The sequence below is a fragment of the Microbacterium sp. Soil_N32 genome, assembly GCF_057655505.1.
Map to the genome: position 1 here is coordinate 199,505 of NZ_JBDGME010000018.1, position 26,778 is coordinate 226,282.

At 70.5% G+C, this 26,778-nt stretch carries 29 protein-coding genes and 1 tRNA gene; 17 read left to right on the plus strand and 13 right to left on the minus strand.

Annotation, left to right across the window (positions count from 1 at the left end; genetic code table 11):
* The first annotated feature begins 2 nt into the window (after positions 1 to 2).
* Together AC3A3J_RS07290 and AC3A3J_RS07295 are read left to right on the plus strand one after the other, a co-directional pair.
* Positions 3 to 1,046 (plus strand): methionine ABC transporter ATP-binding protein, encoded by a 1,044-nt coding sequence (locus AC3A3J_RS07290; protein WP_487671640.1) that lies wholly within the window; start codon positions 3 to 5, stop codon positions 1,044 to 1,046.
* Entirely contained in the window at positions 1,046 to 1,705 is a 660-nt protein-coding gene (locus AC3A3J_RS07295) for a methionine ABC transporter permease (protein ID WP_487671641.1), read from the plus strand. The genes AC3A3J_RS07290 and AC3A3J_RS07295 overlap by 1 nt, the downstream gene beginning before the upstream one ends.
* 7 nt (positions 1,706 to 1,712) lie before the next feature.
* Here the strand turns inward: AC3A3J_RS07295 and AC3A3J_RS07300 are convergent, their stop codons facing one another.
* Genes AC3A3J_RS07300 through AC3A3J_RS07310 form a run of 3 tightly spaced genes read right to left on the minus strand, consistent with a single transcriptional unit; the run spans position 1,713 to position 3,686 of the window.
* Positions 1,713 to 2,654 carry a pseudouridine synthase gene (locus tag AC3A3J_RS07300; RefSeq protein ID WP_487671642.1) on the minus strand — a complete coding sequence of 314 codons (942 nt, stop codon included), beginning with the start codon at positions 2,652 to 2,654 and terminating at the stop codon, positions 1,713 to 1,715.
* A 19-nt stretch (positions 2,655 to 2,673) separates the two neighbouring features.
* Positions 2,674 to 3,168: a MarR family winged helix-turn-helix transcriptional regulator gene (locus tag AC3A3J_RS07305; protein ID WP_487671643.1), complete on the minus strand. Its 495-nt coding sequence runs from the start codon at positions 3,166 to 3,168 to the stop codon at positions 2,674 to 2,676.
* A complete protein-coding gene (locus AC3A3J_RS07310; protein WP_487671644.1) occupies positions 3,165 to 3,686 on the minus strand; it encodes a GNAT family N-acetyltransferase in 522 nt (173 codons plus the stop codon). The genes AC3A3J_RS07305 and AC3A3J_RS07310 overlap by 4 nt, the downstream gene beginning before the upstream one ends.
* Positions 3,687 to 3,767: 81 nt before the next feature.
* Here AC3A3J_RS07310 and AC3A3J_RS07315 point away from each other — a divergent pair.
* From AC3A3J_RS07315 to AC3A3J_RS07340, 6 genes are all read left to right on the plus strand, one after another.
* Positions 3,768 to 3,839: transfer RNA gene (locus AC3A3J_RS07315), tRNA-Gln, on the plus strand.
* A gap of 1 nt (position 3,840) precedes the next feature.
* On the plus strand, positions 3,841 to 5,271 hold the full coding sequence (gene glmU / locus AC3A3J_RS07320) for a bifunctional UDP-N-acetylglucosamine diphosphorylase/glucosamine-1-phosphate N-acetyltransferase GlmU (RefSeq protein ID WP_487671645.1): 1,431 nt from the start codon (positions 3,841 to 3,843) through the stop codon (positions 5,269 to 5,271).
* A gap of 7 nt (positions 5,272 to 5,278) precedes the next feature.
* The gene (locus AC3A3J_RS07325; RefSeq protein WP_487671646.1) at positions 5,279 to 6,313 is read left to right on the plus strand and encodes a ribose-phosphate diphosphokinase; all 1,035 of its coding nucleotides are present in this window, start codon (positions 5,279 to 5,281) and stop codon (positions 6,311 to 6,313) included.
* Between the two features lie 94 nt (positions 6,314 to 6,407).
* A complete protein-coding gene (locus AC3A3J_RS07330; RefSeq protein WP_487671647.1) occupies positions 6,408 to 6,875 on the plus strand; it encodes an FMN-binding protein in 468 nt (155 codons plus the stop codon).
* Positions 6,876 to 6,885: 10 nt separating this feature from the next.
* The gene (locus AC3A3J_RS07335; protein WP_487671648.1) at positions 6,886 to 7,749 is read left to right on the plus strand and encodes an FAD:protein FMN transferase; all 864 of its coding nucleotides are present in this window, start codon (positions 6,886 to 6,888) and stop codon (positions 7,747 to 7,749) included.
* Between the two features lie 7 nt (positions 7,750 to 7,756).
* Positions 7,757 to 9,331: an FAD-dependent oxidoreductase gene (locus AC3A3J_RS07340; protein ID WP_487671649.1), complete on the plus strand. Its 1,575-nt coding sequence runs from the start codon at positions 7,757 to 7,759 to the stop codon at positions 9,329 to 9,331.
* Positions 9,332 to 9,468: 137 nt separating this feature from the next.
* On the opposite strand, the gene AC3A3J_RS07345 is transcribed toward AC3A3J_RS07340, so the two are convergent.
* The 3 genes from AC3A3J_RS07345 to AC3A3J_RS07355 all read right to left on the minus strand — a co-directional run bounded on the left by AC3A3J_RS07345 (position 9,469) and on the right by AC3A3J_RS07355 (position 12,759).
* Positions 9,469 to 10,302 carry a DUF559 domain-containing protein gene (locus AC3A3J_RS07345; RefSeq protein WP_487671650.1) on the minus strand — a complete coding sequence of 278 codons (834 nt, stop codon included), beginning with the start codon at positions 10,300 to 10,302 and terminating at the stop codon, positions 9,469 to 9,471.
* 196 nt (positions 10,303 to 10,498) lie between these two features.
* Positions 10,499 to 12,019, minus strand: coding sequence for a sensor histidine kinase (locus AC3A3J_RS07350; RefSeq protein ID WP_487671651.1), 1,521 nt, complete (start codon positions 12,017 to 12,019; stop codon positions 10,499 to 10,501).
* 11 nt (positions 12,020 to 12,030) lie between these two features.
* Positions 12,031 to 12,759, minus strand: a complete 729-nt coding sequence (locus AC3A3J_RS07355) for a response regulator transcription factor (protein ID WP_314650895.1) — start codon at positions 12,757 to 12,759, stop codon at positions 12,031 to 12,033.
* Positions 12,760 to 12,957: 198 nt separating this feature from the next.
* Between AC3A3J_RS07355 and AC3A3J_RS07360 the strand changes: the two genes are divergently transcribed.
* Positions 12,958 to 14,430 carry an ABC transporter permease gene (locus tag AC3A3J_RS07360; RefSeq protein ID WP_487671652.1) on the plus strand — a complete coding sequence of 491 codons (1,473 nt, stop codon included), beginning with the start codon at positions 12,958 to 12,960 and terminating at the stop codon, positions 14,428 to 14,430.
* A gap of 62 nt (positions 14,431 to 14,492) precedes the next feature.
* On the plus strand, positions 14,493 to 15,218 hold the full coding sequence (locus AC3A3J_RS07365; protein WP_487671653.1) for an ABC transporter ATP-binding protein: 726 nt from the start codon (positions 14,493 to 14,495) through the stop codon (positions 15,216 to 15,218).
* A 62-nt stretch (positions 15,219 to 15,280) separates the two neighbouring features.
* Here the strand turns inward: AC3A3J_RS07365 and gndA are convergent, their stop codons facing one another.
* Complete coding sequence (gene gndA, locus AC3A3J_RS07370) at positions 15,281 to 16,735, minus strand: NADP-dependent phosphogluconate dehydrogenase (RefSeq protein WP_487671654.1); 1,455 nt, start codon at positions 16,733 to 16,735, stop codon at positions 15,281 to 15,283.
* Between the two features lie 152 nt (positions 16,736 to 16,887).
* Here gndA and AC3A3J_RS07375 point away from each other — a divergent pair, with 152 nt between their 5' ends.
* Both AC3A3J_RS07375 and AC3A3J_RS07380 read left to right on the plus strand, forming a co-directional pair.
* Positions 16,888 to 17,946, plus strand: a complete 1,059-nt coding sequence (locus AC3A3J_RS07375) for a D-2-hydroxyacid dehydrogenase (RefSeq protein WP_487671655.1) — start codon at positions 16,888 to 16,890, stop codon at positions 17,944 to 17,946.
* 8 nt (positions 17,947 to 17,954) lie between these two features.
* Positions 17,955 to 18,473 (plus strand): gluconokinase, encoded by a 519-nt coding sequence (locus tag AC3A3J_RS07380; protein WP_487671656.1) that lies wholly within the window; start codon positions 17,955 to 17,957, stop codon positions 18,471 to 18,473.
* Here the strand turns inward: AC3A3J_RS07380 and AC3A3J_RS07385 are convergent.
* The gene (locus tag AC3A3J_RS07385) at positions 18,458 to 18,583 is read right to left on the minus strand and encodes a hypothetical protein (protein ID WP_314650885.1); all 126 of its coding nucleotides are present in this window, start codon (positions 18,581 to 18,583) and stop codon (positions 18,458 to 18,460) included. The genes AC3A3J_RS07380 and AC3A3J_RS07385 overlap by 16 nt on opposite strands.
* Before the next feature lie 223 nt (positions 18,584 to 18,806).
* Between AC3A3J_RS07385 and AC3A3J_RS07390 the strand changes: the two genes are divergently transcribed.
* Together AC3A3J_RS07390 and pth are read left to right on the plus strand one after the other, a co-directional pair.
* Positions 18,807 to 19,415, plus strand: a complete 609-nt coding sequence (locus AC3A3J_RS07390; protein WP_487671657.1) for a 50S ribosomal protein L25/general stress protein Ctc — start codon at positions 18,807 to 18,809, stop codon at positions 19,413 to 19,415.
* 102 nt (positions 19,416 to 19,517) lie between these two features.
* Positions 19,518 to 20,099, plus strand: coding sequence for an aminoacyl-tRNA hydrolase (gene pth, locus AC3A3J_RS07395; protein ID WP_487671658.1), 582 nt, complete (start codon positions 19,518 to 19,520; stop codon positions 20,097 to 20,099).
* Between the two features lie 54 nt (positions 20,100 to 20,153).
* Here pth and AC3A3J_RS07400 read toward each other — a convergent pair whose 3' ends face one another.
* Together AC3A3J_RS07400 and trpS are read right to left on the minus strand one after the other, a co-directional pair.
* Positions 20,154 to 20,837, minus strand: a complete 684-nt coding sequence (locus AC3A3J_RS07400) for a hypothetical protein (protein ID WP_487671659.1) — start codon at positions 20,835 to 20,837, stop codon at positions 20,154 to 20,156.
* Between the two features lie 25 nt (positions 20,838 to 20,862).
* A complete protein-coding gene (gene trpS, locus AC3A3J_RS07405) occupies positions 20,863 to 21,867 on the minus strand; it encodes a tryptophan--tRNA ligase (RefSeq protein WP_487671660.1) in 1,005 nt (334 codons plus the stop codon).
* Positions 21,868 to 21,927: 60 nt separating this feature from the next.
* Here trpS and AC3A3J_RS07410 point away from each other — a divergent pair, with 60 nt between their 5' ends.
* The 3 genes from AC3A3J_RS07410 to AC3A3J_RS07420 are packed head-to-tail and all read left to right on the plus strand — an operon-like array spanning position 21,928 to position 23,908.
* Positions 21,928 to 22,572: an SRPBCC family protein gene (locus tag AC3A3J_RS07410; protein ID WP_487671661.1), complete on the plus strand. Its 645-nt coding sequence runs from the start codon at positions 21,928 to 21,930 to the stop codon at positions 22,570 to 22,572.
* The gene (locus AC3A3J_RS07415) at positions 22,569 to 23,249 is read left to right on the plus strand and encodes a DUF4166 domain-containing protein (RefSeq protein ID WP_487671662.1); all 681 of its coding nucleotides are present in this window, start codon (positions 22,569 to 22,571) and stop codon (positions 23,247 to 23,249) included. The genes AC3A3J_RS07410 and AC3A3J_RS07415 overlap by 4 nt, the downstream gene beginning before the upstream one ends.
* Positions 23,246 to 23,908, plus strand: coding sequence for a DUF4166 domain-containing protein (locus AC3A3J_RS07420; protein ID WP_487671663.1), 663 nt, complete (start codon positions 23,246 to 23,248; stop codon positions 23,906 to 23,908). The genes AC3A3J_RS07415 and AC3A3J_RS07420 overlap by 4 nt, the downstream gene beginning before the upstream one ends.
* On the opposite strand, the gene AC3A3J_RS07425 is transcribed toward AC3A3J_RS07420, so the two are convergent.
* From AC3A3J_RS07425 to AC3A3J_RS07435, 3 genes are all read right to left on the minus strand, one after another.
* Positions 23,896 to 24,735 carry an exodeoxyribonuclease III gene (locus tag AC3A3J_RS07425; RefSeq protein WP_487671664.1) on the minus strand — a complete coding sequence of 280 codons (840 nt, stop codon included), beginning with the start codon at positions 24,733 to 24,735 and terminating at the stop codon, positions 23,896 to 23,898. The genes AC3A3J_RS07420 and AC3A3J_RS07425 overlap by 13 nt on opposite strands.
* Before the next feature lie 10 nt (positions 24,736 to 24,745).
* Positions 24,746 to 25,897, minus strand: coding sequence for a YihY/virulence factor BrkB family protein (locus AC3A3J_RS07430; protein WP_487671665.1), 1,152 nt, complete (start codon positions 25,895 to 25,897; stop codon positions 24,746 to 24,748).
* A 112-nt stretch (positions 25,898 to 26,009) separates the two neighbouring features.
* The gene (locus AC3A3J_RS07435) at positions 26,010 to 26,777 is read right to left on the minus strand and encodes a succinate dehydrogenase iron-sulfur subunit (RefSeq protein ID WP_314650866.1); all 768 of its coding nucleotides are present in this window, start codon (positions 26,775 to 26,777) and stop codon (positions 26,010 to 26,012) included.
* Between the last annotated feature and the right edge of the window lies 1 nt (position 26,778).

Consider the following 26,778-nt stretch of genomic DNA (forward strand, 5'->3'; position numbering starts at 1 on the left):
CCATGCCGATCGTGCGCCTGACCGACGTGTCCAAGGCCTACCCGTCCCGCGTGGCGGGCGACGCCGAGATCCTCGCCGTCGACGATGTCTCGCTGTCGATCGAGAAGGGCGACGTCTTCGGCATCATCGGGTACTCCGGTGCCGGCAAGTCGACGCTCGTCCGCCTCATCAACGCGCTCGAGCCCGCCACCTCCGGCTCGATCCACGTCGACGGCGTCGACATCACCGCCCTGCCCGAGCGGGCGCTGCGCACGGTGCGCGGCGGGATCGGCATGATCTTCCAGCAGTTCAACCTCTTCTCGTCGCGCACGGTCAAGGCCAACATCGCCTACCCGCTCAAGCTGGCCGGCTGGTCGAAGGCCGACATCGAGGAGCGCGTCGCCGAGCTGCTCTCTTTCGTCGGCCTGGCCGACAAGGCGAAGGCATACCCGGAGCAGCTCTCGGGCGGGCAGAAGCAGCGCGTCGGCATCGCCAGGGCGCTCGCCACCAAGCCCGCCATCCTTCTCGCCGACGAGGCCACCAGCGCCCTCGACCCGCAGACCACCCACGAGGTGCTCGATCTGCTCAAGCGGGTCAACGAGGAGCAGGGGGTGACCATCATCGTCATCACGCACGAGATGGACGTCATCCAGACGATCGCCACCAAGGTCGCGGTGATGGAGCGCGGGCGGGTCATCGAGCAGGGCGACGTGTTCAACGTGTTCTCCGCTCCGCAGAACCCCGCGTCGCAGCGGTTCGTCGGCACGGTGGTCAAGGGCATCCCGTCGCCCGCCGAGCTCGCCGTCCTGCGCGAGCGGCACCGCGGGCGCATCGTCACCTTCTCCTTCCGCGACGGCGACTCGTCGCAGGCGCAGGTCTTCCTCGACCTCGCCGCCGCCGGCCTCGACTTCGAGCTCGTGTACGGGGGCATCAACGACATCCGCGGACGCGCGTTCGGACACCTGACGCTGGCGATCCGCGGCGAGGGCGCCGCCGTCGACCGCGCACTGGCGGCGATCGCGCAACGCGTCGAAGTGACCGAGATCGCCGGAGAGGAGGCCCGCTGATGGAGCGTCTGATCGAACTCGGACCGGAGTTCTGGAGCGCCGCGCTCGAGACCCTGTACATGACCTCCTTCGCGCTGCTGCTCGGCGGCGTGCTGGGCCTCGTCATCGGCATCGTGCTCTACGTCTCGCGCCCCGGCGGACTCATGCAGAACGCCGCCGTGTCGGTGATCGCGAACCTCGCGGTCAACTTCTTCCGCCCCATCCCGTTCGTGCTCTTCGTCGCGGTGGCGCAGCCGTTCGCCCGCGCCGTGGTCGGCACCGGCATCGGCACCACCGCCGGTGCGTTCCTCATCGGACTCGCGGCGGCGTTCGCGATCGGCCGCATCGTCGAGCAGCACCTCGTGTCCGTCCCGCCCGGCGTGATCGAAGCCGCCCGCGCGATGGGGGCGGGGCCCCTGCGCATCCTGTTCACCGTGGCCATCCCCGAATCGCTCGGACCGCTCATCCTCGGCTACACGTTCATCGTGGTCGCGTTGATCGACATGACGGCCATGGCCGGTCTCATCGGCGGCGGCGGCCTCGGTGCCTTCGCGCAGATCTACGGCTTCCGCCAGTTCGAGCCCGTCGTGATGTGGGCGGCGATCATCCTGATCGTGGTGTTCGTGCACCTCGTGCAGCTGCTGGGCGCGCGCCTGGCACGTCGGATCATGCGCCGCTGACACGCCGTCACCGGCCGGTCGGCGCCTCCTGCAGACGTCGGCCGGTGGTGAACGCGCGCTCCTCTCCCGACAGGGGGTCGGTGAAGCGCAGTTCGCGGGCGAGAAGCTGCAGCGGACGCGAGAAGTCGTCGGGCGTCTCGGGCAGCAGCACCGGGTAGAAGCCGTCGTTCAGGATGCCGGCGCCCAGCGCGGCGAGATGCACGCGCAACTGGTGCATCTTGCCGCTGTGCGGGCGCAGCAGGGTGTGGATCACCCGCTCGTCGCTGCCGAGCAGCTCGATGCGGGTCTCGGAGTTCGGCTCGCGCTCGGCCTCGACTTGCACGCACACCTGGCCGCGGTGCTTGACGATGTGGTTGCGGTAGACGACCGGGAGCGGATGCCCCGCCAGGGCGGGTGCGGCGTCGTCCCAGTCGTCCGGTCGACGCGACACCGCCTCGTAGACCTTGCGCACTTCGCGGTTCTCGAAGAGCAGCTGGTAGGCGCCCCTCGTCTGCGGCCGCACCGAGAACATCAGCAGACCCGCCGTCGCCCGGTCCAGCCGGTGGATGGGGGTGAGTTCGGGGATGCCGAGCCGGTTCCGCAGACGGACGAGGGCGGAGTTCTGCAGGTACTTGCCCCCCGGCGTGGTCGGGAGGAAGTGGGGCTTGTCCGCGACGACGAGGTCGTCGTCGCGGTGGAGGACCTCGATCTCGAAGGGGATCTCGGTCTCGACCGGGGGCTCGCGGTAGTACCAGACGAACTCCGCGGCGCCGAGCGGGGTGTCGCGTGCGAGCGGCCTGCCGTCGCGGGCGACGATCTCACCGCGGTCGAAGCGCACGCGCAGACGCTCTGGGTCGAGATGGAAGAAGCGCTCGATCATGTAGTCGGCGATCGTCGGCCATGATCCGCTCAGGGGCACGTGCAGTCGCGTCGCGCCCACGCCGTCCCGCACGGGCAGGGGAGAGGCCATGCCCATCAGCGGACGCCTCTCATGCGTCGAAACTCAGGCTGAGCTTGCGCAGCAGCCCGGCGAGCCGATCGCGGTCCGACCGGGAGAGCGCGCGCAGCAGCTCGGCCTCGACGTCGACGAGGCGGGTGATGGCGGCGTCGACCCGCACGCGTCCGTCGTCGGTGAGCGTGACCAGGATGCTGCGGCCGTCGCCCGGGTCGGCCTCTCGCCGCACGAACCGGCGCCCGACGAGGCGGTCGATGCGGTTGGTCATGGTGCCGCTGGAGACGAGGGTCTGCTGCAGCAGCTGCTTGGGCGAGAGCTGGAAAGGCGAGCCGGCGCGGCGCAGGGCCGACAGCACGTCCCACTCCCACGGCTCGATGTCGCTGCGGCGGAACACGTCGCGCCGGGCGCGGTCGAGGTGGCGCGAGAGGCGGTCCATGCGCGACAGCACCTCGAGCGGCGAGAAGTCGAGGTCGGGGCGCTGGGTGTTCCAGGCCCCGACGATGCGGTCGACCTCGTCGGTTGCGCTCATCCGTCCATTATCGCGCGCGCGTCGCCGCCTGCGGACCCGGCCGCCTCGGGGGAGAGGTCGATGTGCAGGAACGTGCTGTGCGGGTCGGGCACGTACGCCGCGAACGGGGGGCACTCGACGAACCCGGCACGCTCGTAGAGCCGTCGTGCGGGGGCGAAGAACGCGTCGCTCCCGGTCTCGAGCGACACCCGGCGCACGCCGCGCCGTCGGGCGTCGTCGAGCAGGGCGTCGAGCATCGCCCGGCCCAGTCCCTGGCCCCGGCGGTCCGGATCGGTGCGCATCGACTTCAGCTCCTCGTGGCCGTCGTCGCCCGCGAGGGGCGCCAGGGCGCCGGTCGCGACGAGCTCGTCGCCGTCGCGTGCCGCGAACAGTCGCACGCCCGGGTCGAGGAGCCGGTCCATCGGCAGAGCGTGCTGGCTCTCGGGCGGGGCGGTGCCCGCCATGTCCGCGTGGTGCGCGAGGAGGAAGGCGGCGAGGCCGGGGGTGGGGCCGTCGACGCGGTCGATCCGGATGTTCATGGGGCGAGCATCGCACGACCGTGTTTCGGCCGGATGACGGCGTGGCAGAATTGTCGAGCGGCGCCCCCGGGGTGGCCGCGGTCCGCCGTGGTGTAATGGCAGCACGACAGCCTTTGGAGCTGTGAGGTCTAGGTTCGAGTCCTGGCGGCGGAGCATGACAGCAGACAACCTCGCGATCATCGTCCTCGCCGCAGGTCAGGGCACGCGCATGAAGTCCCGCCTGCCGAAGGTGTTGCACCGCATCGGCGGACGCCCGCTCGTCGGCCACGTGCTCACGACCGCGCGTGCGCTGGGAGCGCAGCACGTCGAGGTCGTGGTGCGGCACGAGCGCGACCAGGTCGTGGCGGCCCTGCGCGACGACTACCCCGACGCGGTCTTCGTCGATCAGGACGACGTCCCCGGCACCGGACGCGCCGTGCAGGTGGCCGTCGACGCGCTGCCGGCCGACTTCGACGGCGATGTGCTCGTGCTCTCGGGCGACTGCCCCCTCGCCGACGCCGACACGCTCTCCTCGTTCCTCGACGAGCATCGCGCCTCGGGTGCGCCCGCCACGCTCATGACGGCCGTCGTCGACGACCCGACCGGCTACGGCCGCGTCATCCGCGACGTCGACGGCGGGGTCGACCGCATCGTCGAGCAGAAGGACGCGAACGACGACGAGGCCGCCGTGCGCGAGATCAACGCCGGCATGTACGTCTTCCGTGCGACGACGCTGCGTACCTACCTCCCCGAGATCGGCGTCGAGAACGCCCAGGGCGAGATGTACCTCACCGACGTGCCGGGTCTCGTACGCCGAGACGGCGACCGGGTCGCGGCATCCGTCGTCTCCGACGTCTCCGTCACCTTCGGCGTCAACGACCGCGCCCAGCTCGCCGAAGTCGGCCGCCTGCTCAACGCCCGCATCGTGCGGCGTTGGCAGCTGGAGGGCGTCACGATCGTCGACCCGGCGACCACCTGGATCGACGACGACGCCGTCCTTGCGCCCGACGTGCGGATCCTCCCGAACACGCAGATCCTCGGAGCGACGCGCATCGCCGAGGGCGCGATCGTCGGCCCCGACACCTCGCTGGTCGACTGCGAGGTGGGGGAGGACGCGGTGGTGCGCCGCACCGACGCGACGCTGGCCGTCATCGGCGCCGGCGCGACCGTCGGCCCCTTCTCGTACCTGCGCGCCGGCACGGTGCTCGGCGCGAAGGGCAAGATCGGCGCCTACGTCGAGACGAAGAACGCCGAGATCGGCGATGGGAGCAAGGTGCCGCACCTGTCGTACGTCGGAGACGCCACGATCGGCCGCGGTGTGAACCTGGGCGCCAGCACGATCACCGCCAACTACGACGACGTGAACAAGCACCGCACCGAGATCGGCGACGAGGTGCACACCGGGTCGCACACGGTGCTCGTCGCGCCGGTTAGGCTGGGTGCGGGCGCGAAGACCGGCGCCGGCGCGGTGGTCCGCAAGGACGTTCCGGCCGGAGCCCTGGCCATGACCGTCGCCCCTCAGCGCAACATCGAGGGCTGGGTCGAGAAGAACAGAGCAGGCACGGGTGCGGCGGACGCCGCGTCCCGAGAACGAGCGGCGGAGTAGGCACGGAATGGCGCGCAAGAAGAAGACGGTCGATCTGGATCGCGACAACGGCGTGGCCCCCGGCCTCGTCGCGAAGACGAAGAAGCGCCTCGTCGTCGCAGGTGGTCGATCGCACCCCGAGCTGACCGCGGCCGTCGCCGCCGCGCTCGGCACCGAGATCGCGCCCGTCGAGCACCGCACCTTCGCGTCGGGCGAGATCTATGCGCGCTTCGAGGTCTCGATCCGCGGCGTCGATCTGTTCCTGATCCAGACCTTCGGCGAGCCGGTCAACGAGTGGCTCATGGAGACGCTCATCATGATCGACGCGGCCAAGCGCGCGTCGGCGAAGCGCATCACCGTGGTCGCGCCGTACTATCCGTACTCCCGGCAGGACAAGAAGGGCCGGGGCCGCGAGCCGATCAGCGCCCGCCTCGTCGCCGACCTGCTCAAGACCGCCGGCGCCGACCGCGTGATGAGCGTCGACCTGCACGCGGCGCAGATCCAGGGCTTCTTCGACGGCCCCGTCGACCACCTGTTCGCCAAGCCCGTGCTGCTCGATCACTTCGAGCGCACGCTCTCGCCCGCCGACCGCGAGATCCTCACGGTCGTCTCGCCCGACATGGGCCGCGTGCGCGTCGCCGACACGTGGTCCGACAGCCTCGGCGCCCCGCTGGCGATCATCCACAAGCGCCGCGACCCGAAGGTCGCCAACCAGGTGTCGGTGCACGAGATCGTCGGCACGGTCGAGGGGCGCACCTGCCTCCTCGTCGACGACATGATCGACACCGGCGGCACGATCGTGAAGGCGGCACAGGCCCTCAAGGCCAACGGCGCCCACCGCGTGATCGTCGCCGCGACGCACGCGATCTTCAGCGACCCGGCATCCGAGCGCCTGCAGGACGCCGCGATCGACGAGGTCGTCGTGACCGACACCATCCCCCTCACCGAGTCGCGCCGCTGGGAGAAGCTCACGATCCTTCCGATCGCCCCGCTGCTGGCGCGCGCCATCCACGAGGTCTTCGAAGACGGATCGGTGACGAGCATGTTCGGCGGCGACGCATAGACCACGCCTCGACACGGCACAGCAGGTCCATAGGCGGCCTTCCTACTCTCGGAGCATCGACACCGCGTCGACGACATCGAGCCGGAGGACCATCATGATCCGTACGACCGTTCCGACCCCTGTCCGCACGGGCTCCGCCCTGCTCGGCATCGCCGGGATCCTCGTTTTGGCCGGATGCTCCGGCACCGCGACCACCGACGATGCGGCGGACTCCGGCTCGACCGGTTCCGACAGCGGTACCTCGTCGGGAGGCGACGCGGGCGGCACCTACGAGGACGGCACGTACACCGCCGAGGGCTCGTACCAGACGCCCGAATCGGTCGAGACGATCTCGGTGACCCTCACCCTCGCCGACGGCGTCGTGACCGACGTCGAGGTGACCGGCGATCCGAAGGCCCGAGAGACCGAGCAGTACCAGGGAGCCTTCATCGACGGCATCTCCGAAGAGGTCGAGGGCAAGTCGATCGACGAACTGAACGTCACGCGCGTCGCCGGGTCGTCGCTGACGAGCGGCGGCTTCAACGCCGCCGTCGACGACATCAAGAAGCAAGCCGCCGCCTGACCCGCGCACCATGGTGATCTGGCGTTTCGAGGCGATCGGCACGCGGTGGGAGGTCGAGACCGTCGCCGAGCTGCCTGCGCAGACATGCGCCGCCGTCGACGCGCTGATCGAGGACTTCGATCGCACCTGGTCGCGATTCCGTGACGACTCCGCCGTCTCACGCCTCGCTCGCGACGGCGGCGAGCTGGCCTCGGCCGACGCGGCGTCGATGCTCGACGCGTACCGGGAACTCTCGGCGGCGACCGGCGGAGCGGTCAATCCGCTGGTCGGCGACAGCCTCGCCGCACTCGGCTACGACGCGCGCTACTCGCTCGTGACGGGCGAGGCCGTGCCGGCGCCCTCGGGGTGGGAGCAGGTGCTGCGGTGGACGCGCGACGGCGCGACGCTGCAGACACCGGCGACGATCGACGTGGGTGCTGTCGGCAAGGGACGCCTCGTCGACCTCGTGCTCGCGGCGCTCGGCGACGTCGAGGGCGACGTCGTGGTCGACGCCGGCGGCGATCTCGCGGTGCGCGGGCGGCCGGTGCGGGTCGGGCTGGAGCATCCGTTCGACACCACGCGCGCCATCGGCGTCGCGACCATCCGTGACCAGGCGCTCTGTGCGTCGGCGACCAATCGACGGGTGTGGGGCGACGGCCTCCACCACGTTCTCGACGCCCGCACCGGCCGGCCGGTCACGACCTGGGCCGCCACCTGGGCGATCGCCCCCGATGCGATGACCGCGGATGCCGTCGCCACCGCCCTCTTCTTCGACGGAGGGCCGGCGCTCGCCGCACGGTGGGGCGTGGAGTGGGTGCGCATGAGCACCGACGGCCGCGCGCAGCGGTCGCCCGCCTGTCCCGTCGAACTCTTCACCCTCGCCCCGCAGCCCTAGGAAACCCATGTTCCGTTCCGCCACCGCCCTCCGTCAGCGGGTGCTCGCGCGCCTCGGCGCCCTGTCGATGTACCGTCTCGTGCTCGCCGCGCTGGCCACGCTCGCCGTCATCGCGCTGGTCCTGTCGACGCTGGGCGTGATCGTCTCGCCCGCGCCGCTCGACATCATCGTGTCCCTGCTGGTGCTCACGGTCGTCATCTCGGGTGTCGATGCGCTCGTGCAGCGCCTGCTGCGACGGCCGTGGCGCGTGGAGTCGTCGCTCATCACCGCGCTCATCCTGCTCTTCGTGCTGCGACCCGGCGTCGAGCCCGCAACGCTGCTGGGCCTCGCCCTCGCCGGCGCGCTCGCGAGCCTCACGAAGTACCTCGTGGTGTGGCGCGGACGGCACATCCTGAACCCCGCCGCGTTCGGGGCCGCGGTCGTCTCGATCGTGGGGTCGTTCGGCGCCTTCTCGTGGCTCGGCACCTCGGCGTCGTGGTGGGTGGGCACCCCGTCGCTCGCACTCCCGGTGCTGCTGCTCGGTCTTCTCGTGCTGTGGCGCACCGAGAAGGTGCGGGTGGTCGCCCTGTTCCTCGTGCTCGCCGTCGCGACCTCGGTCGTGCGGCAGTTCGTGCAGGCGCAGGAGGTCGGGCTGGCTGCCGATCTCGGCACGGCGCTCTCGTTCGCCGTGCTGCAGTCGCCATTCCTGTTCCTCGGCGCGTTCATGCTCTCGGAGCCCCTGACGCTGCCGCCGAGGCGTCGGCAGCAGTACATCGTGGCCGCGGTCGTCGGAGTGCTTGCCGGGTGGCCGATCTCCATCGGCGGTCTGTTCACCCTCGGCCAGGACCGCGCGCTGCTCCTCGGCAACCTCGTCGCGTTCGCCTTCGCGCTGCGCGGTGCGGTGCGGCTGGTGCTCGAACGGCGTCGCGCGGTGACGCCCACCGCGCAGGAACTCACCTTCCGCGTGACGGGGCGCTTCGCGTTCGACGCCGGTCAGTACCTCGAACTCGACGTGCCTCACCGTCGCGCCGACGCCCGGGGTACGCGACGCGAGTTCAGCATCGTCTCGGCACCCGCCGACCTGCCGGAGCTGCGTCTCGCGTACCGGAACGGCGACCCGCAGCATCCGTCGTCGTACAAGCGGGCGCTCGCAGAGGTCGCGCCGGGCACCGCGCTCGCCGTGACCGGTACGTGGGGCGACTTCGTGCTGCCGAAGGCCGACGTGCCGCTGCTGCTCGTGGCCGCCGGCATCGGGGTGACGCCGTTCGTGTCGCAGCTGCGTCAGCTGCAGGCGGAGGGGGCGCGGCGCGATGTCGTGCTGCTCTACGTCGCCGCCGAGGCCGCCGAGCTCGCGTTCCGTGACGAGCTGGCGGCGACCGGCGTGCGCACTGTGGTGTTCACCCGCGACGAGCCGCGCGACCTGCCCGCGCACTGGACGTGGGCCGGAGGCATCCGCCTCGACGCCGACGGCCTCGCACGGGTCGTGCCCGACCTCGCCACGCGCCACGCCTTCGTGTCGGGCCCGCCGCGGCTGATCGCCGAACTCGCTCCCGCGCTGCGTCGCAGCCGCGGCCTCACCACCGACGCCTTCGCCGGCTACTGACCGCCCCAGGGCCGTTCGGTGGCGCCGGGGGTGCGCGTCATCTGCAGGCGGAATTGCGACCTGCAGGTGGCAAGCCACCGAATCGGCCTGCATTTGTCGTCCATGCCTGCAACTCGCGACGCGCGGGCCGCAGGAGGTCAGCGCGGGGGAGTGATCCCGTGGCGCACGATCGCGCGGAGTATCGCGGACTGGACGACGGGCCACGCCCGGATAATCAGGTCGTAATCGAATCGAAGCGTCTCGTAGCCTCGGACCGATGCCTCCGCGTCACGGCGTCGGTCTCGACGTCGTTCGGCCGCGCCGCCGTGAAACTCTTCGCCGTCGGCCTCGAGGATGATGCGCCCTGCGATCACGAAGTCGACCCGCCCGACGCCATCGATGACCACTTGGCACTGCAGCGCGACTCCGAGCAGATGAAGCCGCAGACGCAGGAGGGATTCCAGTCCGCTGTCGGCGTCATGGCGGGCGAGGTCGACCAGCCAGCGCGCGGACGTAGGAAGGCGCGAGCGGAGACGGCTCAGTGAAACGATCTTCCGTTGGCGAAGAGCGGACTCGAGGCCGGCGAAGAAGGTCTCGGCGCCTCGGCAGCGATAGACGTCGAGCAGCACATCTTCGAGAGGTGCGAGGCCGAGAGCGCTCGCGCCATCGTGCCAGTGCGCGATGCAGGTGCAGTCGGCGTGATGGATGCGACTCTTGCGGCCTAACCACACGTGCGGATGAGCATCATCGTCTAGGGCCCAGACGCCGTGCAGGCGCAGTGCACGGCAGCAGGTGAGCGAGCCGCCGTGTTCCGCGGCCCGCACGACGGTCGCATCTGCAGACGCGGTCGCGAACACGCCCTGCCGCACTCGGAGGATGGATCCGCCTTCGACCGCTCGGCTGATGGCCGCGGACGTGACGCCGTAGCGGCGGAGGTCGGAGGTGCGGCAGACGCCGCCGTGGTGAGCGATGAGATGTTCGGGTGGGAGCATCCGATCATGTTCGGCCACCGCCGGCCATGCCGGGCCGTGCCGAACGTCATCTGTGGATGCTCGACAACGATCGGCTCTTGTGCAGGCCGCCCACCGAGGCGAAATGCAGGCACAGACGTTTGATGCAGGCTCAACGGGGTGGTTTCAGCCTGCATGTCGTCGTCGTGCCTGCATTTCGCGGGCGGGGTGGGGGGTCTCAGGCGGGGGTGGGGGAGTCGTCGGAGAGGTCGGGAGTCCGGACATCGGGCGGCACGAGCGGCAGGCGCACCGTGAACGTCGTATCGCCGGGCTCGCTCGCGACGGAGATGTACCCGCCGTGCCCCTCGACGATGGCCTTCGCGATCGCCAGGCCGAGGCCCGTGCCCCCGGTCTGACGTGCGCGTGAACTGTCGCCGCGTGCGAAGCGGGCGAACAGCTCGTCGCGCACCCCCGGATCGATGCCGGGGCCGTCGTCGTGCACCCGCACGACCGCCTCGCCGCCCTCGGTGTGCACGCTCACCGTGATCGTCGTGCCGGCCGGGGTGTGGGTGCGGGCGTTCGCGAGCAGGTTCGCGACCACCTGGTGCAGGCGCCCGGCGTCGCCGATGATCACGACGGGCTCGTCGGGCACCTCGATGCTCCAGTGGTGGTCGACGGCGGTCGGTCGGGCGTCCGCCAGGCTCTCCAGCGCCAGCTGACCGAGGTCGACGCTGCCGTGCACGAGTTCGCGGCCCTCGTCGAGTCGGGCGAGCAGCAGCAGATCCTCGACCAGTCGCGTCATGCGCAAGGACTGCGCCTGGATGCGTTCGAGAGACGTGGTGGTGCCGTCGATCGCCTCCGGGCCGTGATTCTGCCCGAGCGCTCGCAGCGACAGCTCGGAGTACCCGCGGATGGAGGCCAGAGGAGTCCGCAGCTCGTGGCTGGCGTCGGCGACGAACCGGCGCATCCGCTCCTCGTTCTTCTGGCGCGCTGCGAGGGAGGCGTCGACGTGGTCGAGCAGCTTGTTGAGCGACGCGCCGACCAACCCGGTCTCGGTGCGCGGGTCTGCTTCGGATGCCGGCACCCGCTCGGTGATCGAGACCTCACCGCGGTCGAGCGGGAGGTCGGCGACGCGGGTCGCGGTGGCGGCGACGGCGCGCAGCGGCCGCAGACCCACGCGGATCGTGATGGCGGTGGTGAGGGCGAGCAGGATGAGACCGCCGATGGTCGCGAGTGCGATCACCGTGAGAAGGGTGGTGAGCTGCGCCTGGATGTCGGCGCGGGGGAGTCCGGTCACGACGATCACACCGCTGTGCGAGGTCGTGACGGCGACGCGGTACGAGCCGACGTCGGTGATCGACACGGTCGCGAGGCGCGGGCCGTCGAGGCCGTCGTTGATCTGACTCAGTTGCGCCGCCGAAAGCGTCACGGAGCTCGCGTCGAGCTCTTCGGCCGAGCTGGTGAACACGGCGCCGCTCGTACCGGTGAGGGGGCTCGATACGGCCAGCAGCAGCCCGGGTGGGGCGTTGCCGGCCCGGGCGAGGATGTTGTCGATCGTCGCCGTGCTCGCCGGCAGCGGGTCGACCCACTTCTCGGTCACCTGGAGGGCGTAGCTCTTCACGCGCTGGTCGAGCTGATCCTCGAGCGTGCGGCCGAGCGATGCGCTGGTGATGACCGCGACGATGACGAGGATGAGCGACACGAACCCGATGACGGCGGTCATCAGGCGGGCCTGCAGGCTCAGCGGGCGTCGCGGCATCCTCGTCCCGCTCACTGCGGGGCCTTGATCATGTAGCCGACGCCGCGAACGGTGTGCAGCAGCGGCGTGCGGCCGGCGTCGATCTTCTTGCGCAGGTACGAGATGTACAGCTCGACGACCGATGACTTGCCGCCGAAGTCGTAACTCCACACCCGATCGAGGATCTGCGCCTTCGAGAGCACTCGACGCTCGTTGCGCATCAGGTACCGCAGCAGTTCGAACTCGGTGGCGGTGAGTTCGATCTCGGTGCCGTCGCGCACGACCTCGTGGCTGTCCTCGTTGAGGGTGAGGTCGGCGACGCGCAGGATCGACTGGCCGTCGTCGGCCATCGCGTGCCCGGTGCGGCGGATGATGGCGCGCAGCCGCGCGATGACCTCTTCGAGGCTGAACGGCTTGGTGACGTAGTCGTCGCCGCCAGCGGTGAGCCCGGCGACGCGGTCGCCGACCGCGTCCTTCGCGGTGAGGAACAGCACGGGTACGAGGCTGCCGGATTCGCGCAGGCGCTTGAGCACGGCCATGCCGTCGAGGTCGGGCATCATGATGTCGAGCACGAGGGCGTCGGGTTCGAACTCCCGCGCGACCTGCAGCGCCTCGAGCCCGGATGACGCGGTGCGCACCTCCCAGCCCTCCATGCGCAGCGCCATCGCGAGCAGGTCGGTGAGCATCTGCTCGTCGTCCACGGCGAGGATGCGCAGGGGTGAGCCGTCGGCGCGGCGAAGATCGGGCAGGTCGCTGGTCATGCTCCCATTCTGCGGAGTCTCCTATGGGTTTTCTATGGAGCGCACTATGCGTTGTCTGTGAAACCGGCATTTCCTTCGGATCATGGTGACGGGAGCGCCGCGATCCATAGCGTGCTCATCGCGGGGCCTTCGAACCCGCATAGACCCGCTTCCTACCGTCGTTCCCGGCACCGCGATCCACGCGGAAGAAGGAGAGACATGTACGGAACGTATCTACGGCGCGAACTCGCGGGCCGGAAGAGGCAGACCGCGATCGTGGCCATCGGGCTCGCGATCGCCATCGGACTGGTGATCGTCGTCAACGCGCTCGCCACGGGGGTGCGGGATGCGCAGGCGCAGGCGCTCGACGCCGTCTACGGGGTCGGCACCGACCTCACGGTGACGGGCGCGGCGGCGGAACCGGGGGAGGGCGGAGGGCCCCGCTTCGAGTTCGACGCCGGGGAGGGCCAGACCGACGGCGACACGACCACGCTCACGCAGTCGTCGCTGCGCACCGACCTGATGCGCGGCACCCTCGACGCCGGCGTCATCGATCAGGTCAGCGGGGTCGACGGGGTGGCGGATGCGACGGGCGCACTGAGCCTGACGAATTCGACCTTCTCCGGCGAGCTTCCGAGCGGCGGCTTCGGAAGCGAGGGCGGTGCGACCGACGGGCAGAACGGGATGCCCTCAGAAGGACAGACTCCTCCGCAGGGCGGGGCCGACGGCGCAGGCGGCGGCGCGTTCGACGTCGATTCGTTCTCGGTGCTCGGCGTCGACCCCGACGTCACGACCATCGGCCCGCTGGCCTCCACGGCGGTGACCGACGGTCGGACGTTCTCGTCGTCCGATTCCGGTTTGCTCGTGGCGCTCGTCGACAGCGCCTACGCCTCGACGGCGTCCATCGCGGTCGGCGACGTGATCGACGTGGCCGGCTCGGACGTCGAGGTGGTCGGCATCCTCGCGTCGACCTCCGACACCGCCGACACCGCCGCGAACGTGTATCTGCCCCTCGACACCGCGCAGGACCTCGCCGGGGTGGGCGATGTGGTCTCGACCGTATACGTGCAGGCCGATTCCGCGTCATCCATCGATGCGGTGCAGGCGTCTCTGGCAGACGAGCTGCCGGACGCGACGGTGACGTCGCAGGCCGAGCTCGCGGCGAGCGTCTCGGGCTCGCTTTCGGGCGCGACGGCGCTCGTGTCGAGCCTCGGCACGTGGTTGTCGGTCATCGTTCTCGCGGTCGCAGTGCTCCTCTCCGTGCTGCTGACCTTGTCCAGCGTCGGGCGACGCACCCGCGAGTTCGGAACCCTCAAGGCTCTCGGATGGTCGAACGGTCGGGTGATGCGTCAGGTCGCCGGCGAATCCATGGTCCAGGGCCTGCTCGGCGGAGCCGCGGGTCTCGTCCTCGGTCTCGCGGGCATCCTGATCGTCAATCTCGTGCGCCCGACGGTCGCGTCGAGCGCGGGCACCGCCCAGAGCGGCCCCGGAGCGCCGGGAGGCGGTCCCACGGGCGGCGGGATGTTCCAGACCACCGCCACGGCCGACGTCGTGCTGCAGGCGCCGTTCACGCCCTGGGTCCTCGTCGCCGCCGTCGGCCTCGCCCTTCTCGGCGGCTTTGTCGCCGCCGCGTTCGGAGGCTGGCGTGCCGCCCGCCTGAGCCCGGCCGAAGCCTTGCGGGCCGTGGCATGAGCCCGATCCCGAACACGACCCCCGGTGACCCCACCGATACTCGCAGACCAGGAGGAGAACCCATGAGCATGACCCACACCCCCACGATCGAAGCCTCGACGGATGCCCCGACGCCGTTGTACCGCGCCACCGGCGTCACCCGCACCTACCGCCGGAAGGGAGGGGAGGTGACGGCGCTGCGCGGCGTCGACCTCGAGATCGCGGCCGGCGAGTTCGTCACGATCCAGGGCCCCACGGGCGGGGGGAAGTCGACCCTGCTGCAACTCCTCGGCGCCCTCGATCGACCGACCGCGGGGTCTCTCGCGATCGGAGGCACGGAACTCGCCTCGGCATCCGCGCGCGAGCTCGGACGCCTCCGGGCCGAGGAGATCGGATTCGTCTTCCAGGCGTTCAACCTCATCCCGACCCTCACTGCTGCCGAGAACGTGGACATGGCGCTGGAGCCCTCGTCGCCCGCCCGGGCGGAGCGCCGGGCTCGTGTGAGCGAGGCCCTCGCCCACGTCGGGCTGGGCGACCGCGGCGCGCATCTGCCGTCCGAGCTGTCGGGCGGCCAGCAGCAGCGCGTGGCGATCGCCCGCGCTCTCGTGAAGCGGCCTCGGGTGCTGCTCGCCGACGAGCCGACGGGGAACCTCGACGAGAGTATGCGCGACGAGGTGCTCGACCTGCTCGAGTCCCTGTGCGCGGAGGGCCTCACGATGATCGTCGTGACGCACGACTCCGCCGTCGCGCGTCGTGCGACGCGGCGGCTCCGCCTCACGCAGGGCGTGGTGCAGGACATCACGCGGTAAGGGCGGATACACGGAGGGCCCCGACGAACGCGCCGGGGCCCTCCGTGATGTTCACATCGAGGTCAGTGTGTGTCCTCGGCCTCGATCTCGGTGCGGTCGCCCGACCAAAGGGTGTGGAACGTGCCCTCCTTGTCGATGCGCTTGTAGGTGTGCGCGCCGAAGAAGTCGCGCTGACCCTGCACGAGCGCGGCCGGGAGGCGGTCGGCGCGGATGCCGTCGTAGTACGACAGCGACGACGAGAATGCCGGGGCCGGGATGCCGGCGGTGGCGGCAGCGACGACGACGCGGCGCCACGCGGACTGCCCGCGCGTCAGGGCCTCGGCGAAGTACGGGGCCGTCATGAGCACCGGCAGGTCGGGGGTCTCGGCGTACGCGTCGGCGATGCGGTTGAGGAACTGGGCGCGGATGATGCATCCGCCGCGCCAGATCTTGCTGATCGCGCCGAGGTCGATGTTCCAGCCGTACTCGGCCGCACCTGCGCGGATCTCGTCGAAGCCCTGGCTGTAGGCGACGATCTTCGAGGCGTACAGCGCGAGCCGCACGTCTTCGATGAACGCCTCGACATCGCCGTCGGCGACCGTGAACTCCTCGTCGGGGCCGGGGAGAGCCGCGGCGACGGCGCGCTGCTCGGGGTGGCTCGACAGCGAACGCGCGAAGGTCGCCTCGGCGATGCCCGAGACGGGCACGCCCAGCGAGAGCGCGGTCTGCACGGTCCATGCGCCGGTGCCCTTGGCGCCGGCCTGGTCGACGATCACGTCGACGAGCGGCTGACCCGTCGCGGCGTCGACCTGGCGCAGCACCTCGGCGGTGATCTCGATGAGGTACGACTCGAGCTCGCCACGGTTCCACTCGGCGAAGATGTCGGCGATCTCGGCGGGCGACTTGCCGGTGCCGCGGCGGATGAGGTCGTAGGCCTCGGCGATGAGCTGCATGTCGGCGTACTCGATGCCGTTGTGCACCATCTTCACGAAGTGACCGGCGCCGTCGTGGCCGACGTGGGTCACGCACGGCTCGCCCTCGGCGACCGCGGCGATGGACTTGAGGATCGGGCCGAGGGTCACCCACGACTCGTCCGAGCCGCCGGGCATGATCGAGGGGCCCGTGAGGGCGCCCTCCTCGCCGCCGGAGATACCGGCGCCGACGAAGTTCACGCCGGTCTCGCGCACGGCCTTCTCGCGGCGGATCGTGTCGGGGAAGTAGGCGTTGCCGCCGTCGACGATGATGTCGCCCGGCTCGAACACCTCGAGCAGCGAGTCGATGACGGCATCCGTCGGGCCGCCGGCCTTGACCATGATGATCGCGGTGCGCGGCTTCTGCAGGCTGTCGGCGAACTCCTGGTACGTCGACGCCGCAACGAAACCGGCCTCCGGATGCTCGTCGAGCAGCGTCCGGGTCTTCTCGTAGCTGCGGTTGAAGATCGCCACGGTGTTGCCCTCGCGGCTGGCGAGGTTGCGGGCGAGATTCGACCCCATGACGGCGAGTCCGACGACTCCGATATTCGCTGATGCTGCGGGCACAGAAGGCTCCTCGATCGTGAAGAAGGGTTGCTCTCAGGGTATCGCTGTCCCGCGGCGGTCGCGCGCGTGTGTCACGCCCGGTGTCTGTGCAGGGAGGGATGCCTCGACGCGGGCCTCTACGCTGGGAGGACGACGACTCGAGGAGGAACAGCGTGGCGGACAGCGGCAGCAGGCTCAGGGCGGTTGTGGCGGTTCCTCTGCCGGAGGAACTGTGCCGGCTCATCGAGGAGATCGAGCCCCGGGTCGAGGTCGTCCGCGATCACGCGCTCGAGCATCCGGCGCGGTGGCCGGCCGACTGGTCGGGAGATCCCGCGCACACCCGCACCCCCGCCGAGCAGTCGGCGTACGAGCGCATGGTCGACTCCGCCGACGTGCTGTTCGGCATCCCCGATGTCGATGCCGAGGCGCTCGCCCGCACGGTGCGCGCCAACCCGCGGCTGCGCTGGGTCATGACGACAGCGGCCGGGGGAGGAGCGACGGTGAAGGCCGCCGGCCTCGATCGCGACGAGCTCGACCGCGTCGTCTTCACCACGAGTGCCGGCGTGCACGGCGGGCCGCTCGCCGAGTTCGCGGTGTTCGTTGTTCTGGCGGGGGCGAAGGGTCTTCCCCGTCTGCTCGACGACCAGCGCACCCGCACGTGGCCCGACCGGTGGCGGATGCGTCAGCTCGACGAGCTGACCGTGCTGGTCGTGGGTCTCGGCGGGATCGGGGCGGAGTGCGCTCGTCGGTTCCATGCGCTGGGCGCGACCGTGTGGGGCACCACGCGCTCCGGCGACTCGGTCGACGGCGTCGACCGCCTCGTGCCGATCGACGACCTCGCCGATGCCGTGGCCGAGGTGGATGCCGTCGTCGTCACTCTCCCCGGTACGGCGCAGACCGAGCACCTGATCGGCGCGGAGGTGCTCGCCGCCGTACGGCCCGGTGTCATCGTCACCAATGTCGGACGCGGATCCGTCATCGACGAGACGGCGCTCCTCGAGGCGCTCGACGACGGCCGCGTCTCGTTCGCCGGTCTCGACGTGTTCGAACAGGAGCCGCTCGCCGACGACTCGCCGCTGTGGACGCACCCGCGCGTGCTCGTCAGCCCGCACACCGCCGCCATCGACGCCCGCGAGGAGGAGCGCATCGCACGCCGCTTCGCCGAGAACGCCGGACGCCTGCTCGACGGACGTCCGCTGCAGGCGGTCGTCGACACCGTCGAGTTCTACTGAGGCGCCGCATGCACACCGTGCGCATCGTCGTGATGGGGCCGAGCGGCTGCGGCAAGTCGACGGTCGGCCGCGCTCTGGCGGAACGGATCGGGGCGACGTTCGTCGACGCCGACGACCTGCATCCGCTGACCAACGTCGACAAGATGGCCGCCGGCATCCCCCTCGACGACGCCGACCGGATGCCGTGGCTCGGCGTCGTCGGCACGACCCTCGCCGCGCACGGGCGCATCGTCGTGGCGTGCTCCGCGCTGCGGAGGGCCTATCGCGACGCGATCCGGGTGGAAGCGCCGGACGCGTTCTTCGCCGAGCTGCGCGTCGATCGCGACGAGCTGGAGCGGCGGATGCGCGAGCGACCCGGCCACTTCATGCCGGCGGCGCTGCTCGATTCACAGCTCGAGACGCTCGAACCGGTGGAGCCCGACGAACGGGGCGCGCGCATCGCGGCCGGTGGGGTCGCGGAGCAGGTGACGGCGATCGAGGACGCCGTCGGCGCAGGGCTGCGCGGGAGCGGTCAGTCCTTGCGGTAGCCCGAACGCCCGAGCGAGAACAGGGCCGCGAAGCTCGCGACGCCGGCGCACACGGTCATCGCGCCGATGACCCAGAGGATGATGTGCGAGAAGAGGGCGCCGTCGAGCATGGAAGTCTCCGAGATCTGCGAGAGGGAACGGTGTCCTCAGCCTACCGGGTCATCCGGTACCATTGACCGAGTACCTCGGCGAGGGACGCTTTCGCGCGTGCGCGGGCATCCGTTATCGACGCGGCGAAGCGAGTCCCGGTGGCTCTTTTCCCGTGTCCCTCTCGAGAACACGAACCACAGACCACCGCGCGGCGCTTCGCTGCGTGCCCCGAAGGAGAACCTCATGTCTGAAGACACCAAGGTCCACGCCGAGCTGCGCGACAGCTTCGGCAAGGGCTTCGCCCGCCGTCTGCGCGCCGCCGGCAAGATCCCCGCTGTCATCTACGGCCACGGCACCGAGCCCGTGCACGTCGCTCTGCCGGGCCACCAGGTCTCGCTGATCATCCGTCGTGCCAACGCGCTCCTCGAGCTCGACATCGAGGGCACCGAGCAGCTCGCGCTCGTCAAGGACGTGCAGAAGGACCCGGTGCACCAGATCATCGAGCACATCGACCTGCTCGTGGTGAAGAAGGGCGAGAAGGTCACGATCGACGTTCCCGTCGTTGTCACCGGTGAGTCGGCCGCCGGCACCATCGCGAACCTCGACGCGACCACGCTGTCGCTCGAGGTCGAGGCGACCCACATCCCCGAGAACGTCGAGGTCTCGGTCGAGGGACTCGAGGACGGCACGCACATCACCGCCGCCGACGTCACCCTCCCGAAGGGCGCCTCGCTGCTGACCGAGGGCGACGTGCTCGTCGTCGCGATCTCGGTCCCGGCCCTCGAGGTCGAGGACGACGCCGAGGCCGCGGAGGGCGACGAGCCCGCCGCCGAGGAGACCGCCGCGGAGTGATCTCCGCCCGCAGTACGACAGAGGGGACGCGATCGGATCGCGTCCCCTCTCTCGTATCCTGACCCGCACACCGCCCGCGAGGCGGAACGAGAGGACGACGGCATGACTTCCACCTGGCTCGTGGTCGGACTCGGCAACCCCGGTCCGCGGTACGAGGCGACCCGCCACAACATCGGCCAGATGGTCGTCGACGAGCTCGCGGCGCGGCGCGGCGAGTCGTTCCGCGAGCACAAGGGCGGTGCCCGGGTCGTTGAGACCTGGCTGCGGCCGGGTGCCGACAAGATCGTGCTGGCGAAGCCGAACACGTTCATGAACGTCTCGGGCACGCCGGTGGCCGCGCTGGCGCGGTTCTACTCGGTGCCGCCGGAGCGCGTCATCGTCGTGCACGACGAGCTCGACATCCCGTTCGACACCCTCAAGCTCAAGACCGGGGGAGGGCACGGCGGCCACAACGGAGTGCGCGACGTCGCGCGCGCCCTCACGACGCCCGACTTCCCGCGCGTGCGGGTGGGCATCGGTCGGCCGATCGGTCGGCAGGACCCGGCCGACTGGGTGCTCGCGCCCTTCGGCAAGGACGAGCGCGCGAACCTGCCGGTCCTCGTATCGGATGCCGCGGACGCGGTCGAGCAGGTGGTCGGCGAGGGTCTGCTCGCTGCGCAGCAGAAGCACCACGCACCGCGCTGAGACGCGGAACCGATCGACGGTCGCGCCTCGCGGCGACGCCGGGACGGACGGCGGTCAGCCGTAGTACGAGGCCGCTCCGGCACCCGCACCCACGCCGAGGCCGATACCCAGCAGCAGGAAGAACAGCACCGGGCCGATCACGGCGATGACGAGTCCGGCGATGCCCTGGCCCCGACCGCTCTTGCGCACGATCGCGAGGATGCCGAGCACGATCGCCGTCACACCCAGGACGGTACCGGTCCAGAAGCCGATCTCGGCCCACAGCACCTGGTCGCGGGCCGGGGAGAGGAAGGCGAGCGAGCTGGCCGAGCTCTCGCCGCTCAGTTCCATGATCGCCTCGGGCACGCGCCTCCCGATCTCGTAGCCCATGACGGCGGCGACGATCGGGGTGACGACGGTCGCGACGAGACCCAGGATGAGCGAGAGCATGCCGAAGAGCTTCGACGGGCGGCCCGTCGCGTCGGGCGTGCGGTAATCGCCGGTCGGCGCGGCGTAGCCGCCCACGGGCACCTGATACGCGCCGGGCGGGGTGGCGTACTGCTGCGCGGGTGACGAGGCGTAGCCCGGGGCCTGCGGGGCGGGCGCGTAGCCCGGGGCCTGCGGCGCCGCCGGGGCGGATGCGGGCGGCTGCGGCGGCGCGGCGAAGCCGGGCGCCAGCGGCACCGGCGGCACGGCCGGAGGAGCGGGCGGGGCCGGGGGCACGACGCCGTGCGGCGGCGGGAACTGGGGATCGGTCACGAGGCCATCCTAGGGGCGGGCGTCGTCAGACGCGGCGGAGCAGACCCACGCGGTCGTAGACGCGGCTCAGCGTCTCGTCGGCGACGGCATCCGCGCGCGCGGCGTTCTCGGCGAGGATCCGGTCGAGCTCGGCCGGGTCGTCGAGCAGCTCGAGAGCGCGGTCGCGCACGGGCTGGAACTCCGACACCACGACCTCGGCGAGACCCTTCTTGAAGTCGCCGTACCCGCGGCCGGCGTACTCGTCTTCGATCGACGCGACCTGGCGGCCGGTGAGCGCCGCGTAGATCGTGAGCAGGTTCGAGACGCCGGGCTTGTTGTCGCGGTCGAAGCGCACCGCACCCTCGTTGTCGGTCACGGCGCGCATGATCTTCTTCGCCGACTTCGCGGGGTCGTCGAGCATCCAGAGCACACCGGCGTCGCTCTCGGCAGACTTCGACATCTTCGACGTCGGGTTCTGCAGGTCGTAGATGCGGGCCGTGTCCTTCTGAATCACCGGCTTCGGCACGGTGAACGTCTCGCCGAAGCGCGAGTTGAACCGCTCGGCGAGGTCGCGCGTGAGCTCGACGTGCTGCTTCTGGTCGTCGCCCACCGGCACCACGTCGGTCTGGTAGAGCAGGATGTCGGCGGCCATGAGCACCGGGTAGGTGAACAGCCCGACGCTCGTGGCGTCCTGTCCTTGGCGGGCGGACTTGTCCTTGAACTGGGTCATGCGGCTGGCCTCGCCGAAACCGGTGATCGTGCTGAGGATCCAGGCGAGCTCGGCGTGGGCCCGTACGTGCGACTGCACGTAGAGGGTCGACTGCGAGGGCTCGATGCCGGCCGCGATGTACTGGGCGGCCGTGCGGCGCGTCTTCTCGCGCAGCACTTCCGGGTCCTGCGGCACGGTGATCGCGTGCAGGTCCACGACCGAGAAGAACGCGTCGTACGAGGACTGCAGGTCTCGCCACTGGAGGAGCGCCCCGATGTAGTTGCCGATCTGGAGGGAGTCGGCGGAGGGCTGCATTCCGGAGTAGAGGCGAGGCTTGGTCACCCTGCAATCCTATGCCGCGTGCGCGCCCGCTCCCGCGCGCTCGTCCCCTACGCTGGCGGGATGGGGGAGAAGGCGACCGCAGCGCGACGCGACGGCGCGCTGTACGTCGAGATCCTCATCGACGCGCCCCTCGACCGCGTGTGGGAGCTGACGCAGACCCCGCAGGAGCACGTGCGATGGGATGCACGATTCACCGCGATTCGCCCCACCCGTGTCCGTGACGACGGCGCGCAGGAGTTCGTGTACGAGCTCGCCCTCGGGGTGCACACGATCCGCGGCACGGGCGTCTCGCTCGGAGAGCGGCGGTCCGCCGGCGGGGAGCGCACCTCGGCGCTGCTCTTCGACACGGCCGACCGGCTGTCACCGCTCGGAAAGGGCCGCGGCTACTGGCGGTACGTGCCGACGCCCGATGGTGTGCGCTTCCTCACCGGCTACGACTACGCGCCGGGGTGGGGTCCGATCGGCCGCGTGCTCGATCGCTGGATCACCCGGCGCGTGGTCTGGTGGTTGACGGCGTGGAGCTTCGACCGTCTGCGCCTGTGGGCCGAGAGCGGCATCGAGCCGGAACGCACGACGTGGTGGCGCAGCCTGCTGCCCGGGCGCCCGCGGGCTCGGGCGCGCCGATGCCTCTCGCGTCCGCCGCAGCGCGGAGCGCGACGGATCATGGATGACGCCCCCGCGTCGCTGGAGAGGATCGATCGATGAGCGACGGAGTGTTCGTACGAGCCCTCGGCGCCGACTTCGAGCGGTTGCACCCGCAGATGCAGCGCCGCTTCCGCATCGGGCTCACGGCGGGCTACGGGTGCGTCGGACGCGGCGTGATGACCGAGGTGCGACGGGGGCCCTGGTGGACTCGGCCCTTCCTCCTGCTGGGGGCGATGCGGAACATCCTCCTCTCCGAGCACGGACGCGGCATCCCGTTCCAGATCGACAACCATGCCTACGTCGACGGCTTCGGACGTGAGACGGTGACCTTCGTGCGCACCATGCGCACGCGTCCGGGGCGGCGGCGCCGATTCGACGCGACGATGATCTACAGCGAGGCCCGCGGCCGCGTCGTCGACTACCTCGGCACGCATCAGCACCTCGCCGTGGATCTCGACCTGGCGGTCACCGAGAACGGCGGGCTGCGTCTCACCTCCGGCGAGCAGAGGTTCTACGAGGGGCCGGTGGCTTTCCGCTTTCCCATGATCTTCAGTGGCCGGGCCCACCTCGTCGAGCACTTCGACGACGAGAAGGACTGCTTCGTCATCGACCTCGAGGTGCACAACGACCTGCTGGGCTTCCTGTTCGGCTACCGGGGCGAGTTCCGCTGCACCTACGTGCCGACCGACGCGGTGCCCGAGACCGTCAAGCCCTACCGGGAGGAGGTGCGCGAATGATCGCACAGGGAGAGGTGTTCCTTCGGGCTCTGGGCGACCGCGCTGAGGCGCTGCACCCCGAGCTGCGCAGTCAGATGAGCGCCGACGGCGCGGAGGCTCGGGCGGAGGGCGTGTTCGCCGTCGCAGGCAGTCGTTTCGGGCGCCTCACTGCGCTCGCTCGCCCGTTCGTCGGGCGACGCATGCTCGTGACCCGGTACGGACGCGACGTGCCGTTCACCCTGACCACGCGCTCGGGCACCGATGCTCTCGGTCGTGCGACGCTCGACAGCGAGCGGGCGTTCCGTTTCTCGTCGGGCACGCAGTACATTTCGGACCGGCTCACGGTGAGTGTGCACGCGGGTCTCGTGCGGAATCTGCTCGGCGCCCGCGGCCGGGTCGAGATGATCGAGGAGTGCAGCGTCACCGGCGAGGGTTTCCTGCGCATGCGCACGCGGCGTATCGCGCTGCGCATCGGCGGGCGGCGTATTGCTCTGCGCGGCATCCTCGGCATCCATGTCGATCTCGTCGACGGGTGGGACGCCCAGAACGCGCGGCGCACGATCGAGATGCGCGCCGTGAACCCGCTCGTCGGCACGGTGCTGGAGTACCGCGGGTGGTACCGTCACGTCTCCTCCGAGTCCGGCGCGACGGCGGGGGAGCCGGACTCTCAGAAGGAGTAGTCGACGACCACGGGGGCGTGGTCGCTCCACCGCTGGTCGTAGGCCGCCGCGCGGGCGACGTGGTAGTCGACCACGCGGTCGGCGAGCGCTGGGCTCGCGAGGTGGTAGTCGATGCGCCACCCCGAGTCGTTGTCGAACGCCTGTCCGCGCATCGACCACCAGGTGTACGGTCCTTCGACCTCGCCATGGAAGCGACGTCCGACGTCGACCCAGCCGAGCCCGGTGCCGACCGATCCGTCGACCCCGGTCACCTCGGCGCCCGCCTCGCCGAGGAAACGGTCGAAGTAGGCGCGCTCGCGGGGGAGGAAGCCGGCCTTCTTGCGGTTGCCCCGCCAGTTCTTGATGTCGAGTTCGCGGTGCCCGACGTTCAGGTCTCCCGTGACGAGGGCGAAGGCGTCGTCGGCAGCGAGTTCGCTGAGCCGGGGCCCGAACGCGTCGAGGAAGCGGTACTTCTCGTCCTGCTTGGGGGTGTCGGCTTCACCGGAGTGCACATAGGCGCTCACCACCGTGAGCGGACGGTCGCCGAGCAGGAAGTCGGCCTCGATCCACCGGCCCTTGGCGTCGAAGTCGTCGGGGCCGAACGCGGTGCGCGCGGCCAGAGCCGGCACGCGGCTCGCGATGGCGACGCCGGCGCGCCCCTTCGCCGTGGCCTCGTCGTGCACGATCGACCACCCCGGGAGGGCGGCCTCGAGGTGCTCGTCCTGCCCGCGCACCTCCTGCAGGGTGAGGATGTCGACCCCCGCATCGTCGAGCCAGCCGCTCATACCGTTGCGGGCGGCGGCACGGATGCCGTTGACATTGACGGAGGCGACGCGCAGATGGGGCATGTCGTCCAGCCTACGGTCGGGGTCGGACATTGCCCGCCGTGACCCCGTCGTCCTCGGCATCCGCCCTGGCCTCCGCCAGCTCCGCCTGCGCGGCCCGCAGCTCTCGCTCTGCGCCGAGGCGCCGGTACCAGGGCGCCCGGTCGGCGGCCTGCTGCGCCTCGCGGAGACGCACTCGTGCGGCCACCAGGAGCGCCTGCTGCTCCGCGCGACGAGCCGTTTCGGCGTCGACGCTCTCGAGAGGCTGATCGTGGTCCTCGGCCGCGACGGCGATCCACGACGCGGCCATCAGCATGACGATCGCGAGCCAGCGGCACCAGAGCAGCAGCCCGATGATCACGGTGAACGAGGCGAGCAGAGGATTGCTCGGCACGTGGGAGAGCAGCAGGCCCGCGCCCAGTTGCAGCACGGTCATGGCGCCCCCGCCGAGCAGCGCACCCGGCACGATGAAACGCCACCGCAGCTGCGTGCCCGTGAGGAAGCGCACCAGCATGGCGAGGGCGGCCGCGTCGAGGGCGAAGGCGACGGCGACGGAGGCCACCTGCCCTCCGAACGAGAAGACCCACGAGTCGGTGCTCCACGCGAACAACAGGAACAGCTGCTCCAGGGCCCACGCGCTGAGCGAGATGAGCACGGCCCCGACGAGCATCGCGCCGCCGAAGACCACCGCCGCGAAGGCATCCCTCGCCTTCAGCAGCCAGTAGGCGCGCGCGTCGAACGGCAGCCCGAACAGGTCGCGCACGGCGCGGCGGGTGAAGGTCACCGCGCTGACCGCGGTCCACAGGGCGATGCCGACCGCGATCGCACCGGTCACGCCCAGCACGCCGGTCGCGTTCTGCGCGATCTGGGTCACGTCCGCGACCGTGAACAAACCGCCGGGCCCGATGAGGCCGGGGATGTAGGTGTTGGCGAGCCGAACCAGGGCCTCGACGGCGGTGTCGCTGCCGCCGAGCCACAGACCGGCGCTCGCGAACCCGACGTACAGCAGCGCGAACAGGGCGAACAGCACGTAGTAGCTCATGCCCGCCGACAGCAGGAAGCCGTTGCTGAACGCGAAGTTGCGCCAGACGCGCACGGGGAACGCGGCGAGGGTGCGGTCCTTCAGCTCGGTCACGCGCTCGATCGGCGCTTCGAGGCGCTCGCGGAGGGGACGGGAACCGGACACGCCTTTCACACTATCCGCCCGCCTCCGACCGACGCAGAGCGGGCCGCCCGGATACGCGAACAGGCGGCCCCCGAAGAGAGCCGCCTGTTCGCGTATCGATGTCGGATGCCGGTCAGGGGCGTCCGCGCAGAACCGCCTGCTTGACCTCGGCGATGGCCTTGGTGACCTCGATGCCACGGGGGCACGCCTCGGAGCAGTTGAAGGTGGTGCGGCAGCGCCACACGCCCTCCTTGTCGTTGAGGATGTCGAGGCGCACGGCGGCGTTGTCGTCGCGCGAGTCGAAGATGAAGCGGTGCGCGTTGACGATCGCGGCGGGACCGAAGTACTGCCCGTCGGTCCAGAACACGGGACACGACGAGGTGCACGCGGCGCAGAGGATGCACTTCGTCGTGTCGTCGAAGATCTCGCGGTCGGCGATCGACTGCGTGCGCTCCTTGCCCTTCTCGGGTACCGAGTTCGCGACGAGGAACGGCTGCACCTCGCGGTACGACGCGAAGAAGGGCTCCATGTCGACGATGAGGTCCTTCTCCAGCGGCAGGCCCTTGATCGCCTCGACGTAGATCGGCTTCGAGATGTCGAGGTCCTTGATCAGCGTCTTGCAGGCGAGACGGTTACGGCCGTTGATGCGCATCGCGTCGGATCCGCAGATGCCGTGGGCGCACGAGCGGCGGAAGCTGAGCGAGCCGTCGACCTCCCACTTGATCTTGTGCAGCGCGTCGAGCACGCGGTCCGTGGAGTAGAGCTCCACGTCGTAGTCGACCCAGTGCGGCTCGGCGTCGACCTCGGGGTCGAACCGGCGGATGTTGAAGGTGACGATGAAGGATTGGATGCCGGTGTCCTCCGCGGCCGCTGCGGGGGCCTCGGCAACTGCATTCGACATT